The organism is Pseudomonas sp. JZ134 (assembly GCF_051027695.1).
Classification (GTDB): domain Bacteria; phylum Pseudomonadota; class Gammaproteobacteria; order Pseudomonadales; family Pseudomonadaceae; genus Chryseomonas; species Chryseomonas luteola.
Genome location: NZ_CP069250.1, coordinates 1,681,047 through 1,694,531, shown reverse-complemented (window position 1 = coordinate 1,694,531; position 13,485 = coordinate 1,681,047). Strand labels below are relative to the sequence as shown.

Here is a 13,485-nt window from a genome sequence, read left to right as displayed (position 1 = left end):
GGCATGCCTGACACTTGAAGAGCCGCTTTATATCAAGGGCTCAAAAAAAGTGTCAAGGAAGCTCTGGCTAGTGCGTGCTGATTCTATCTTTTGAATCCTGCTCGCGCTTTTCTTCATTCGTGACTATTTCAGGAGCCGCATCTGGCAAGGGCTCCGGCGCATATTGCAGCGCAACCTGAAGGACCTCGTCAATCCATTTGACAGGCTTAATCACCAAATCGGCCTTAATATTGTCTGGAATGTCGCGCAGATCGCGTACATTCTCCTCCGGAATGACCACCGTACGGATTCCCCCACGATGTGCCGCCAGTAATTTCTCCTTCAAACCACCAATGGCCAGTACCTGGCCACGCAGCGTAATCTCACCTGTCATGGCTACATCAGCACGCACTGGGATCCGGGTAGCAGCCGACACCAGCGCGGTGCACATACCGATACCAGCACTTGGACCATCTTTGGGTGTAGCGCCTTCTGGTACGTGAATGTGGATATCGTGCTTCTCATGGAAGTCCTTGGGAATACCAAGGCTCTTACCACGGCTACGCACAACCGTCAGTGCTGCAGTAATGGATTCCGCCATTACATCGCCCAGCGAACCGGTTTTGATCAACTGCCCTTTCCCCGGCACAACAGCCGCTTCAATAGTCAGAAGCTCGCCGCCAACCTGCGTCCAGGCTAGCCCTGTGACCTGGCCGATCTGGTCCTGCTGTTCAGCCAAACCATAACGGAACTTACGTACACCCAGGTAGTGCTCGAGGCTTTCACTGGTGACAGCAGCCTGTTGAGCCGCTTTTTCCTTGGCGTGCTCCTTGACAATCTTGCGGCAAACCTTGGCAACCTGACGTTCAAGGCTACGTACCCCCGCCTCGCGGGTGTAGTAACGCACCATGTCTCTTAGAGCAGCCTCGTCAAAGGTCACTTCGGTCTTCTTCAAACCGTTTGCCTTGACCTGCTTGGGTATCAGGTACTTGGTAGCGATATTGACCTTTTCGTCTTCCGTATAGCCAGGCAGACGAATCACTTCCATACGATCCAGCAACGGTGCCGGAATATTCATGGAGTTGGCCGTACAAAGGAACATGACATCCGACAGATCGTAATCAACTTCCAGATAGTGATCATTGAAATTGTGGTTCTGTTCTGGATCCAGCACCTCGAGCAGAGCGGAGGCCGGATCACCACGCATGTCGTTACCCATCTTGTCGATTTCATCGAGCAGGAACAATGGGTTACGCACGCCAACCTTGGTCATCTTTTGAATCAAACGACCAGGCATGGAGCCGATATACGTACGGCGATGGCCACGAATCTCAGCCTCATCACGCACACCACCCAGGGCCATACGAACGAACTTGCGGCCGGTGGAGCGCGCGATGGACTCAGCCAGAGACGTCTTACCTACCCCAGGCGGACCAACCAGGCACAATACCGGGCCACGTACTTTCTTGACTCGTTTCTGGACAGCGAGATACTCCAGAATCCGATCTTTGACTTCCTCAAGACCGTAGTGATCTTCATCAAGAATGTCCTCGGCCTTGCTCAGATCCAAACGGACCTTGCTTTCCGCCTTCCATGGGACATTCACAAGCCAGTCAATGTAGGAACGTACTACTGTGGCCTCGGCAGACATGGGAGACATCTGCTTGAGCTTGTTCAGCTCTGCATTGGCCTTGGCCAACGCTTCCTTGGTCAGACCAGCATTGTCGATGCGCTTTTTCAGGTCATCGATTTCACTGTGGCCTTCGTCGATGTCGCCCAGCTCTTTCTGAATGGCCTTCATCTGCTCATTCAGATAATACTCGCGCTGGCTACGCTCCATCTGCTTCTTGACGCGACCACGGATCCGCTTCTCGACCTGCAACAGATCGATTTCTGCGTCCAGCAACGCCAGAACGTGCTCGACTCGCTCAGCAAGATCTACGATCTCAAGGATTTCCTGCTTCTGCTCAAGCTTAAGCGCCATATGGGCTGCCATCGTATCGACCAGGCGACCTGGATCGTCGATACCATTAAGTGAAGACAGCACCTCTGCTGGTACTTTCTTGCCCAGCTGGACATATTGCTCGAACTGGCTCATCAGGCTACGAACAAAGACTTCCGACTCGCGGTCTGCCGCTTCGGTATCCTCGATCAGCTGAACCTCAGCGCGAGAATAACCCTTGGCCTCAACAAAACGCTCAATGTTGCCGCGCTGCTCACCCTCTACCAGCACTTTAACAGTGCCATCAGGAAGTTTGAGCAGTTGCAAGACAGTGGCAACGGTACCCATGCGGTACAGGCCATCGGAGTCTGGATCATCGTCGGTAGGATTCTTTTGCGCAAGCAGTAGGATCTGCTTGTCGCTGGCCATGGCAGCTTCCAGGGCCTCAACAGATTTTTCACGCCCAACAAAGAGCGGAATTACCATGTGCGGATACACCACTACATCACGCAGTGGTAAAAGAGGCAATTCAATCGTTTTATTCATGGTTTCAGCTCTTGGCATTCGACTGGCCGCATAGAAACGACCGTATGGCATGTTTTTCTAACATGCGGCCTGATCGATCAGAAAACAAGGCTAACTAATGCGAAGGGCCCCGCAGGGCCCCTTTTTATTTATGCATCCGGTGCCGCTTTGACCGGGTCGTTGTTTTCGTAAATCAACAACGGTTGGGAAGTACCCTCAATGACGCTCTCATCGATGACGACTTTGCTGACCTCCTTCTGAGAAGGAATCTCATACATCGTATCGAGCAGAACGCCCTCGAGTATGGACCGTAGACCACGTGCGCCTGTTTTACGTTCCAATGCCTTGCGGGCCACTGCCTTCAAAGCGTCTGGACGGAACTCGAGATCCACCTCTTCCATTTCGAAGAGCTTGCCATACTGCTTGGTCAGTGCATTCTTGGGCTCGGTCAGAATCTGCATGAGCGCCGCTTCGTCAAGTTCATCTAGCGTTGCGATTACAGGCAAACGACCAACGAACTCTGGGATAAGACCAAACTTGACCAGATCTTCAGGCTCGGCATCACGAAGTGACTCACCGATTTTCTTGCCCAATTCCTGGCTACGGACTTCGGCATTGAAACCAATTCCGCCCGCCTTGGTAGAACGGCTCTGGATGACCTTTTCCAATCCGGCAAATGCACCGCCACAGATAAACAGGATGTTACGCGTATCCACCTGCAGGAACTCCTGCTGAGGATGCTTGCGTCCGCCCTGCGGGGGTACTGAGGCTACCGTACCTTCAATCAGCTTGAGCAGAGCCTGCTGCACGCCCTCACCCGATACATCTCGAGTAATAGAGGGGTTATCAGACTTGCGCGAAATCTTGTCGATCTCATCGATATAGACGATGCCCATCTGGGCTTTTTCAACATCGTAATCGCACTTCTGCAAAAGCTTCTGAATAATATTTTCAACGTCCTCACCCACGTAACCTGCTTCGGTTAACGTAGTGGCGTCCGCAATGGTAAACGGTACGTTCAACAGACGTGCCAGCGTTTCAGCCAGCAAAGTCTTACCGGAACCTGTCGGCCCGATAAGCAGAATATTACTCTTGCCCAACTCAACGTCATCTTTCTTCTCACGCTGGTTGAGACGCTTGTAGTGGTTGTATACCGCTACAGCCAATACTTTCTTGGCACGTTCCTGACCAATCACGTACTGATCAAGAATCGTACTGATTTCTTTAGGTGCTGGAAGTTTATGTGCACTGTTTTCGGCCTGGGCTTCCTGTACTTCCTCACGGATGATGTCATTGCACAGGTCGACACATTCATCGCAAATAAAGACTGAGGGACCGGCAATCAACTTACGCACTTCATGCTGGCTCTTGCCGCAGAAAGAGCAATACAACAGCTTGCCGTTGTCGTCACCGTTGCGAGTATCTGTCATTCGATCAATCCAATCGGGTTACTTACAGGAACAAGATGAAGGCAAATCTATGCATTTTCAAGCCTGCCACTCAGTAATCATGACTTAGTGGCAGGCTTGCCGGCTCAAGCGGGAATATTGCGCTTTTCCAACACCTTGTCGATCAAGCCGTATTTCACAGCCTCATCACCGCTCATGAAGTTATCGCGATCGGTATCACGGGCGATAACATCCATGGGTTGACCCGTATGATGGGCCAACACTTTGTTTAGACGCTCACGGATCGTCAAAATTTCACGCGCGTGAATTTCGATGTCCGATGCCTGACCCTGGAAGCCACCCAAGGGCTGGTGGATCATCATACGAGAGTGAGGCAGACAGTAGCGTTTGCCGGCAGTACCACCTGCCAGTAGCAAGGCACCCATACTGCACGCCTGGCCTACGCAGATTGTCGAGACATCGGGCTTAATGAACTGCATGGTGTCATAGATAGACATACCAGCTGTCACCGAACCACCAGGTGAGTTGATGTAGAGGTGAATATCCTTGTCAGGGTTCTCCGCTTCCAGAAACAGAAGCTGAGCGACCACCAGGTTGGCCATATAGTCTTCGACCTGGCCTACCAGGAAAATCACCCGCTCCTTGAGCAGACGCGAGTAGATATCATACGCGCGCTCGCCACGAGCAGATTGTTCGACCACCATGGGCACCAGGCCGCCAGCGGCTTGAACTTCGGGCATTGTTTGCATGAACGAATTGCGGGACATGTCCTGCGATCACTCCCTATCAGGATGGTCTTGCCTTAAGACGCATAAGCCAGCACGAGGCTGGCTTATGTGATTCGAGGCGGGTAAAGATCAGGCTGCTTGCGGGGCCTCGGCCGGTTTGACCGCGTCCTCGTAGGAAACCTGCTTATCGGTCACTTTAGCCTTTTCAAGAACAGTATCTACGACTTGTTCTTCGAGTACAACCGAACGCACTTCGTTCAATTGCTGCTCGTTCTGGTAGTACCAGGCAACGACCTGCTCAGGCTCCTGGTAGGCAGAGGCCATTTCCTCGATCAGTGCACGTACACGCTCGTCGTCAGGCTTGAGCTCGAACTGCTTGACCATTTCCGCAATGATCAGACCCAGAACAACACGGCGCTTAGCCTGCTCGGTAAACAGCTCAGCCGGCAGTTGATCGGGCTTGATGTTGCCACCGAACTGCTGAACAGCCTGAACACGCAGACGATCAACTTCGCTGTTGATCAGAGCGGCTGGAACTTCGATCGGGTTAGCAGCAATAAGGCCATCCATAACTTGGTTCTTGACCTTGTTCTTGATCGCCTGACGCAGCTCACGGTCCATGTTCTTGCGAACTTCAGCACGGAAGCCTTCCAGAGTAGACTCCTGAACGCCGAACTGAGCAAAGAACTCCTCGTTCATTTCAGGCAGTTGCGGGGCAGAAACCTTGGTTACCTTCACAGTGAACTCGGCAGTCTTGCCAGCCAGATCCAGGTTCTGATAATCCTCCGGGAAGGTCAGATTAAGCACACGCTCTTCGCCCGCCTTTGCACCCACCAGGCCTTCCTCGAAGCCCGGAATCATGCGGCCGGAGCCCAGCACCAGCTGAGTACCGTTTGCAGAGCCGCCCTGGAAGGCTTCACCGTCGATCTTGCCTACGAAATCGATAGTGACCTGATCATCGTTGGCCGCTTCGCGGTCGACTTCCTCATAACGAGTGTTCTGCTTACGCAAAATCTCAAGCATGTTATCCAGATCGCTATCAGCGACTTCGGACTGCAGACGCTCAACCTGAATGTCTTCCAGGCCTTTCACTTCAAACTCAGGGAATACTTCGAATGTAGCGACGTATTCAAGGTCTTTGCCTTTTTCGTAAGCCTTGGGCTCAACAGAAGGCGCACCTGCCGGGTTCAGTTTTTCCTGAACGATGGCTTCGTAGAATGTTTCTTGAATCAGATCACCAAAGGCTTCCTGACGAGCGCTGGCTTCGTAGCGCTGACGAATGACACTCATCGGCACCTTACCAGGACGGAAACCAGGCACTTTAACGCGGCGAGCAGTTTGCTGCAGACGCTTGGCGACTTCGGTCTCGATACGCTCGGCCGGCACGCCTACGGTCATTCGGCGCTCAAGAGCGGAGGTGCTTTCAACAGAAACTTGCATGGATAATCCTCATGGCACAGACATAGGCCGGCCGTTCCGGCCCCCAGAAACAGGGCAAGCATTCTAGAGGTAGAGGATACGGAAGTCATCCTGCATAAAGCAGGTATTGGTCACCAAGCATGAAAAAAGCCTGCAACCCCTCTCGCTCATACCCGAAACATGCCAGCCATTTTCAAGGCAAAAAAAAACCGACATCGCTGTCGGCTTTTTCACTATGGTGCGGACGGAGAGACTCGAACTCTCACACCTTGCGGCGCTGGAACCTAAATCCAGTGTGTCTACCAATTCCACCACATCCGCGTAACACTTAAAACGAACATCAGGCATTAATAATGCCTGATGTTCTCAATATGGGGTGGACGATGGGAATCGAACCCACGACACCAGGAGCCACAATCCTGTGCTCTACCAACTGAGCTACGCCCACCATATTGCATTGCTTGCGCCGAACCGCCAATGGCGCGCCCGGCAGGACTCGAACCTGCGACCATCCGCTTAGAAGGCGGATGCTCTATCCAGCTGAGCTACGGGCGCTTTATTGCGCAGCAACCGTTGCTTACGAAACAGCCTCCTAAGAAGCTGAGCCGGTTCGCATCGCCTTCTCATTTCGTTTCAGGCTGTGCTCGGCAAGCGGGGCGTATATTACGAATGACTCGACCACTCGTCAACAATTTTTTTAAAAAAATTAAGAAGATAGGTTAACTACCCTTTCACCAAGGCTTCTTCCTTTAGTGCGTACATGCGAAAATAAGCATCCTTCTTCCATTAGCAAGACCTATCTGCATATGACTGCTCAACTGATCGACGGTAAAGCGATCGCCGCTTCTCTCCGCCAAGAAATTGCCCAACGCGTTGCCCAGCGGCGTCAACACGGGTTACGCGCCCCTGGCCTGGCAGTCATTCTGGTAGGTGACGACCCAGCTTCCACGGTATACGTTACTCACAAAAGAAAGGACTGCGAGGAAGTAGGCTTTGTATCCAGGGCGTACGACCTTCCCAGCACCACCACACAACAGGAGTTGGAAGCGCTGATTGACTCACTGAACGCAGATGCTGCAGTTGACGGCATCCTGCTTCAGCTTCCCCTACCCGCTCACCTTGATGCTTCCAATCTGCTTGAGCGCATCAGTCCCGACAAGGATGTTGATGGTTTCCATCCGTTCAATATAGGTCGACTCGCTCAACGCATCCCCCTGCTCCGCCCCTGTACGCCCAAGGGCATCATGCGTCTGCTGGAAAGTACAGGGGCAGACCTGTACGGCATGAATGCAGTGGTGGTAGGCGCCTCCAACATTGTCGGTCGCCCCATGGCGCTGGAGCTACTCTTGGGCGGCTGTACAGTAACAGTTACTCATCGTTTCACCCGTAATCTGGCCGCTCATGTCAGCCAGGCCGACCTGGTGGTGGTGGCGGCAGGCAAACCAGGCCTAGTGAAGGGCGAGTGGATCAAGAAAGGCGCTATCGTCATTGACGTAGGCATCAACCGCCAGGCAGATGGAAAACTGGTTGGCGATGTCGAATATGAAACAGCTTTGGAACGCGCCAGCTGGATCACGCCTGTTCCTGGCGGTGTTGGCCCCATGACGCGTGCCTGCCTGCTGGAGAACACGCTCTATGCAGCTGAACAGCTGCATGCCGAATAAAAATATCTCCCCATAAAAAAGGCCGCTAACGCGGCCTTTTTTATATCAGGTGAACTCAGTTGGCCAAACGCCACGTCGTTCCACCTTTACCATCCTCAAGCACGACACCCATGGCTGTCAGCTCATCGCGAATACGATCCGACTCCGCCCAGTTCTTTGCTGCTCGCGCATCCAGACGCGCCTGAATCAGGCGATCTACGGCCGCTTCGTCAACCTTGCCCTCCGCACCTGCGCGTAGATACTCATCCGGCTCCAGCTGTAGAACACCCAGCACTTCAGCCATCTGCTTGAGTCGAGAGGCAAGGCCAGCGGCAGCTTGAATATCCTGATCTCGCAGACGATTGACCTCACGGACCATTTCAAACAGGACCGCGCAGGCCTCTGGCGTGTTGAAGTCGTCATCCATTGCGGCCGCGAAACGCTCCACATAGGGCTCACCGCCAGCAGGCGATGCCTGCGGTAGACCTTTCAAGGCGTGATAGAAGCGATCCAACGCGCCGCGTGCTTCACGGAGGCTCTCTTCAGAATAATTGATCGGGCTGCGGTAATGACTGGAAACCAGCAGATAACGAACGACTTCCGGGTGGTATTTCTCCAGCACTTCGCGAATAGTGAAGAAGTTGCCCAGGGATTTGGACATCTTTTCGCCATCTACCCGCACAGCCCCAGCATGCATCCAGGATGCCGCATATGTTTTTCCCGTAGCAGCCTCACTCTGAGCAATTTCGTTCTCGTGGTGGGGGAAAACCAGGTCAGGGCCACCACCGTGAATATCAAACGTTTCACCCAGGCAGCACGTAGACATGACCGAGCATTCAATATGCCAACCGGGACGACCCGCCCCCCATGGTGACTCCCAGCTGGGCTCACCCGGCTTGGCAGCCTTCCACAAGACAAAGTCCAGAGGATCTTCCTTGGACTCATCTACCTCAATACGGGCCCCAATCCGGAGATCTTCAATCTTTTTGCGTGACAGTTTGCCGTATCCCGCAAAACGTCCTACACGGTAATACACATCTCCGTTTCCAGGCGCATAGGCATAACCTTTGTCTATCAAGGTCTGGATCATAGTGAACATGCCAGGAATATGATCAGTCGCACAGGGCTCAACGTCTGGACGCTGAACACCCAGCCGGGTTTCATCCTGATGCATCGCTTCGATCATACGTCCAGTCAGGTCTTTGAACGTTTCGCCATTTTCCTGCGCACGGCGAATGATCTTGTCGTCAATGTCTGTAATGTTGCGTACGTAGGTCAGGTTGTAACCTGACTTGCGCAGCCATCGAGCCACGACGTCAAATGCCACCATCACACGTGCATGACCAATATGACAGAAGTCATAGACTGTCATACCGCACACGTACATACGGACATTATTGCCCTCGAGCGGCTTGAACGTTTCCTTGGTCTTGGTGAGCGTGTTGTAGATCGCAAGTGGCATTATTGCCCCCAGGAGTCGCGTAAGGTGACGGTACGATTGAAGACCGGAGCACCCGGCTTTGAGTCTTTCAGATCGACACAGAAGTAACCTTCACGCTCGAACTGAAAACGGTCCTCTGGCTGGGCCTGCGCAAGCGATGGCTCAGCACGGCACCCAGTCAGCACCTGCAGCGATTCCGGATTGATATTATCCAGGAAGGTCTGCCCCTCTTCCGCTTTCTCAGGCTGCGGCGAGCGGAACAGACGATCGTACAGGCGAACCTCACACTCAACACTGCCTTCGGCAGGCACCCAGTGAATGACACCCTTTACCTTGCGGCCTTCAGGGTTCTTCCCGAGGGTTTCAGGATCATACGAGCAACGCAGTTCGACGATATTGTCCGCCTCATCCTTAATAACCTCATCGGCGCGAACAACATAACTTCCCCGTAGACGAACTTCGCCATTTGGCTCAAGGCGCTTGTATCCCTTGGGCGGATTGATCATGAAGTCATCGCGGTCGATGTAGAGCTCACGTGTAAACGGTAGCGTACGCATCCCCATGTCTTCCTTCGGGTGACGTGGCAGCTCCAACTGCTCCACTTTGCCCTCAGGATAGTTGGTGATGACAACCTTGAGCGGCCGCAGTACGCACATGGCCCGAGGCGCATTTCGGTCCAGATCTTCCCGGATGCTGAACTCAAGCATGGCGATATCGACTACACCATTGGAGCGAGCAACGCCTACCATCTCGCAGAAATTACGAATGGAGGCTGGTGTATAACCGCGACGGCGATAACCAGACAGCGTGGACATGCGCGGATCATCCCAGCCGCTTACATGCCGCTCATCAACCAGCTGCTTCAGCTTACGCTTACTGGTTACGGTGTAGTTCAAATTCAGGCGGGCAAACTCGTACTGACGCGGTTGCGCCGGCACAGGCAGATTTGCCAGGAACCACTCGTACAGCGGACGATGATCCTCGAATTCGAGTGTGCAAATAGAGTGAGTGATTCCCTCGATTGCATCCGACTGGCCATGTGTGAAGTCATAGCTCGGGTAGATGCACCACTTGTCACCCGTCTGGTGATGATGGGCGTGGCGGATACGATACAAAATCGGATCGCGCAAATTCATGTTTGGCGAGGCCATGTCGATTTTGGCACGTAGCGCCTTTTCACCATCCCTGAACTCGCCCGCCTTCATGCGTGCAAAGAGATCCAGGTTTTCTTCAACGGAGCGGTCACGGAAAGGACTGTTCTTGCCCGGCTCGGTCAATGTGCCACGATACTCACGCGCCTGCTCGGGCGTGAGATCATCAACATAGGCTTTACCCGTCTTGATCAGGTGTATCGCCCAGTCATAGAGCTGATCGAAATAATTGGAGGCATAGCGCTCCTCACCTGCCCATTTGAAGCCCAGCCACTCGACATCACTTTTGATGGCATCGATGTACTCCTGATCTTCCTTGGCTGGGTTCGTATCGTCAAAGCGCAGATTGCACTCGCCGCCAAACTCTTGAGCCAGCCCGAAGTTCAGGCAAATCGACTTGGCGTGGCCAATGTGGAGATAACCGTTAGGCTCTGGCGGAAAGCGTGTCACAATCTTTGTGTGCTTGCCGGCATCCAGATCAGCCTGGACGATCTGACGAAGAAAATTCGCTGGAGTAGCGGGAGTTTCTGGCTTGCTCATGGGGTCCTTAATAATGTGTTGTTCGGCTTAAGGGTAGGCCGACTAAATCAAAGTCCGTATCATAGCCGAACCCGTCAAGACCCTGACAAACTTCCTATCTGACCACGGACATAAATTCCATGATCAAACTGCATACAAACCACGGCGTCATCACTCTTGAACTGTTTGAAGATAAGGCTCCTGAAACAGCAGCCAACTTCAAAGAGTATGTAAAGAGCGGTCACTATGACGGCACTATCTTTCATCGCGTGATCAATGGCTTCATGGTCCAAGGCGGCGGTTTTGAGCCCGGCATGAAGCAAAAGTCCACTCGCGCACCGATCAAGAACGAAGCGAATAACGGCGTTTCCAACCGCAATGGCACTGTTGCCATGGCACGCACCATGGATCCGCATTCAGCGTCCGCTCAGTTCTTTATCAACGTGTCCGATAATACCTTCCTAGACCACACCGCCCCGACTACACAAGGCTGGGGTTATGCTGTATTCGGTCAGGTTGTTGAAGGCATGGATGTCGTCAATGCCATCAAGGGTGTTGCTACTACATCTCGCGCCGGCCATCAGGATGTACCGGCTGAGGATGTCATTATCGAGCGTGCCGAGATCGTTGAGTGATACTGCTGATCTCTGATCTGCATCTCGAACCTGAACGCCCGGATATTTCCCGGGCGTTTTTGCGTTTTCTTGAGACAGAAGCTGTTCACGCCGATGCCTTGTATATTCTAGGCGACTTTTTTGAGGTATGGATCGGCGATGACGCCATGGATGAGTTTCAAAAAGGCATCGCACGAGCCCTAAAGACCTTATCTCAAGGCGGCACACGTATTTTTCTGATGCATGGCAATCGCGATTTCTTGATCGGAAAGGATTTTTGCCGACTGGCAGGATGTACCCTACTGGCCGACCCGACCGTTATCGAAGCCGAAGGCAAGCGCCTTCTGCTGATGCATGGCGACAGTCTGTGCACACGGGACGAAGCCTACATGCGATTACGCCGCTGGCTTCGCAATCCGGTTTCATTGTGGATCCTGCGCCATCTTCCTCTAAAGAAGCGTCGCGAGCTGGCCAGGAAATTACGCAACGAGAGCAAGGTGCAGACCCGGCAAAAAGCCATGGATATTGTAGACGTCACACCTGAAGAGGTTGAGGGCATCATGCGGCGCACCCGCACTCAGACCCTGATTCACGGGCACACACATCGTCCTGCCACACATGAATTCATGCTTGATGACAGCGCTGCAACGCGAATTGTGTTGGGTGACTGGGACCGTTACGGCTGGGTCCTGAAGATTTCCCGTGACCGACTGGAGCAGGAACGCTTCGAGCTGGCGTGATACGGCTCGAAGCGTAATGGCTATTACGCTGCGCGCGGCACACCGCTATGAAAGCGCATCTCCGTATCCGCTGAGGCAATAAGCTCGGCTTCTAGCGCTCTGATCTCCTGAATCTTGGCGGTCACATCCTGCTCGTCACCATATAGATAGGCCAGCTTCAGGTAATCCTGATAATGACGCGCTTCCGACTTGAGCAAACCGCTGTAAAACTTGCTCAATTCTTCATCCAGATGCGGAGCAATTGCAGAGAAGCGCTCGCATGAACGGCACTCGATAAAGGCTCCTACGACAAGCGAGTCCGTTAGTCGGTACGGCTCATGATTACGGCACAGCTTACGCATGGCACCGGCATAGCGGGCCGACGTTACGTTTTCATGCGCAATGCCACGCTTCTTCATGATTTGGAGCACCTGCTCGAAGTGCCGTAGCTCCTCACGAGCGATCCGTGACATCTTGTTTACCAGATCCAGCTTATTGCTGTAAGTAAACAGGTAATGAAACGCAGCGCCCGCTGCTTTCTTTTCATTATTGGCATGATCGATCAAGAGGGTAGGAAGATCCTGCAAAGCAGCTTCCACCCAAGCTTCCGGCGTTTTACAGGCCAGGAATTCGTCCATTTCGGGCAACAACATAACGCAAATCCTTTAATCAACAGGCGGCTAACCATCTGTTCCAGAATCAAGGGAAGCACATCCGCCTGAAGCGATTGCACTGGAATATGAGGTGATTATACGGTGCGCGGTGTCAGACTCGAACGTCCATTCCTTCAAGCAGGAAACGTGGCGCAATGTAACGTTCATAGTGAGCTTCGGAGAGGATGAAAAACTCCTGGTCGATGGCATCACGCAGTTCCATCAGCGGGCGCTCCCTGAATTCAGGAAAAACATGTATGCCATAAGCATCGACCTGTTGAATATGGCGCGCGCCGCGTGAAATCAGCTGATAGGCCCAGCAATATTCGGACTGCTCAGGAATGAAGCGAATCTTCCGTTGCTGTAGCTGTTCCTTCAGGCGTAGCGGATCAAACACTTCGAGCTTTGCAGAAACCACCTGGGTCAGAAGCACTTCGAGACGGGCCCAGACAGCTCGCTTTTCCTCATCGTTATACGCATTCCAGTTCACGATCTCGTGATGAAATCGCTTGCAGCCCCGGCAAACCTGGTCACCGAATACCGTTGAGCAAAGTCCGACGCAGGGCGTCTTTATGCGCTGGTTGGACATAGTCGTTCCGATCAAGCAAAAGCCTATTTTAGCCTTTCGTCTAACCAAGGTCAGCGTCGTTTAGTCGCATGTTCAGCTTAACTTTAGCGAAACCTTGGAGTAGAATCCGTACGCCCTAAGGGGCGCCATGTCCGATACGAAGCTGTTTTCAAAG

General features: G+C 53.0%; 11 protein-coding genes and 3 tRNA genes. 3 read left to right on the top strand and 11 right to left on the bottom strand.

All coding sequences use genetic code 11. The features are described 5' to 3' along the window. Positions 1-67: 67 nt before the first annotated feature. From lon to JQR86_RS07875, 7 genes are all read right to left on the bottom strand, one after another. Entirely contained in the window at positions 68-2,467 is a 2,400-nt protein-coding gene (lon, locus tag JQR86_RS07905) for an endopeptidase La (protein WP_239382810.1), read from the bottom strand. Positions 2,468-2,595: 128 nt separating this feature from the next. Then, positions 2,596-3,876, bottom strand: a complete 1,281-nt coding sequence (clpX, locus tag JQR86_RS07900) for an ATP-dependent Clp protease ATP-binding subunit ClpX (RefSeq protein WP_010794774.1) — start codon at positions 3,874-3,876, stop codon at positions 2,596-2,598. A gap of 104 nt (positions 3,877-3,980) precedes the next feature. After that, positions 3,981-4,622: an ATP-dependent Clp endopeptidase proteolytic subunit ClpP gene (gene clpP / locus JQR86_RS07895; RefSeq protein WP_010794775.1), complete on the bottom strand. Its 642-nt coding sequence runs from the start codon at positions 4,620-4,622 to the stop codon at positions 3,981-3,983. 90 nt (positions 4,623-4,712) lie between these two features. Then, on the bottom strand, positions 4,713-6,023 hold the full coding sequence (gene tig, locus JQR86_RS07890) for a trigger factor (RefSeq protein ID WP_010794776.1): 1,311 nt from the start codon (positions 6,021-6,023) through the stop codon (positions 4,713-4,715). Between the two features lie 215 nt (positions 6,024-6,238). Further along, positions 6,239-6,323 (bottom strand) — tRNA-Leu (locus JQR86_RS07885). A gap of 51 nt (positions 6,324-6,374) precedes the next feature. After that, positions 6,375-6,450: transfer RNA gene (locus tag JQR86_RS07880), tRNA-His, on the bottom strand. A gap of 30 nt (positions 6,451-6,480) precedes the next feature. Next, positions 6,481-6,557 (bottom strand) — tRNA-Arg (locus tag JQR86_RS07875). Between the two features lie 251 nt (positions 6,558-6,808). Between JQR86_RS07875 and folD the strand changes: the two genes are divergently transcribed. Continuing rightward, on the top strand, positions 6,809-7,666 hold the full coding sequence (folD, locus tag JQR86_RS07870; protein WP_434154649.1) for a bifunctional methylenetetrahydrofolate dehydrogenase/methenyltetrahydrofolate cyclohydrolase FolD: 858 nt from the start codon (positions 6,809-6,811) through the stop codon (positions 7,664-7,666). A 55-nt stretch (positions 7,667-7,721) separates the two neighbouring features. On the opposite strand, the gene cysS is transcribed toward folD, so the two are convergent. Further along, positions 7,722-9,107, bottom strand: coding sequence for a cysteine--tRNA ligase (gene cysS / locus JQR86_RS07865; RefSeq protein WP_312272423.1), 1,386 nt, complete (start codon positions 9,105-9,107; stop codon positions 7,722-7,724). Continuing rightward, entirely contained in the window at positions 9,107-10,777 is a 1,671-nt protein-coding gene (locus JQR86_RS07860) for a glutamine--tRNA ligase/YqeY domain fusion protein (protein WP_434154648.1), read from the bottom strand. The genes cysS and JQR86_RS07860 overlap by 1 nt, the downstream gene beginning before the upstream one ends. Positions 10,778-10,896: 119 nt before the next feature. On the opposite strand from JQR86_RS07860, the gene JQR86_RS07855 reads away from it, so the two are divergent. Beyond that, positions 10,897-11,391, top strand: coding sequence for a peptidylprolyl isomerase (locus tag JQR86_RS07855; protein WP_010794780.1), 495 nt, complete (start codon positions 10,897-10,899; stop codon positions 11,389-11,391). Then, entirely contained in the window at positions 11,388-12,110 is a 723-nt protein-coding gene (locus JQR86_RS07850) for a UDP-2,3-diacylglucosamine diphosphatase (protein ID WP_407361935.1), read from the top strand. The genes JQR86_RS07855 and JQR86_RS07850 overlap by 4 nt, the downstream gene beginning before the upstream one ends. Positions 12,111-12,133: 23 nt before the next feature. Here JQR86_RS07850 and JQR86_RS07845 read toward each other — a convergent pair whose 3' ends face one another. Next, positions 12,134-12,742 (bottom strand): tRNA-(ms[2]io[6]A)-hydroxylase, encoded by a 609-nt coding sequence (locus JQR86_RS07845; protein ID WP_010794782.1) that lies wholly within the window; start codon positions 12,740-12,742, stop codon positions 12,134-12,136. A gap of 112 nt (positions 12,743-12,854) precedes the next feature. Continuing rightward, the gene (locus JQR86_RS07840) at positions 12,855-13,331 is read right to left on the bottom strand and encodes a DUF1289 domain-containing protein (protein WP_010794783.1); all 477 of its coding nucleotides are present in this window, start codon (positions 13,329-13,331) and stop codon (positions 12,855-12,857) included. Positions 13,332-13,485: the final 154 nt, after the last annotated feature.